This window comes from Vibrio sp. 2134-1, assembly GCF_033339495.1.
The window spans coordinates 1-506 of the sequence record NZ_JAWOUS010001009.1; the positions used below are offsets into that span (position 1 = coordinate 1).

General features: G+C 44.3%; 1 protein-coding gene. It reads left to right on the plus strand.

Translation table 11 applies throughout. The annotated features are described in order from the left end of the window. A partial coding sequence (locus R7R78_RS29750; protein WP_225475045.1) for a GGDEF domain-containing protein occupies positions 1-506 on the plus strand: 506 nt, incomplete at both ends.

Here is a 506-nt window from a genome sequence, read left to right on the forward strand (position 1 = left end):
GGTCAAAATTGAAACGGCCTATTGCTTGAATGGTGTTGGCCACACTTCGTTGGCTAATTTGCTGTTGGAGTCCATTGGGAAGCGAATTAAAAAGCATTCTTCGCCCATTCTGGCGAAACGTTTTTACAACGCAATGAGCAAAGTCAGTGCGTCACAAGGGCAGTTTCAGCAAGCTTTAAGCTGTGAGAAACGCGCTTTTCGTATTGAATCAGACTTAATAAAACACATCCCAATCAGCGAATTGGGCGCGGCTCAACTGCGTCGATTGTCTCGCTTTGAATTGCAGTTAAAGCTCATTCTGTCTGAGATTGAAAACAAAGAGCTTAAAGAGACGACCAAACAACACAAAAATACCGTAGCTCAGTTACAACAAGACGTATTTACCGATCCCCTTACCTCGTTGCACAACCGCCGCTGGTTAGAGGTAAAACTGAAAGACATGTTGCTGCACGACACTCCATTCGCATTGATGGTCATCGACATCGATCACTTCAAATCCATCAATG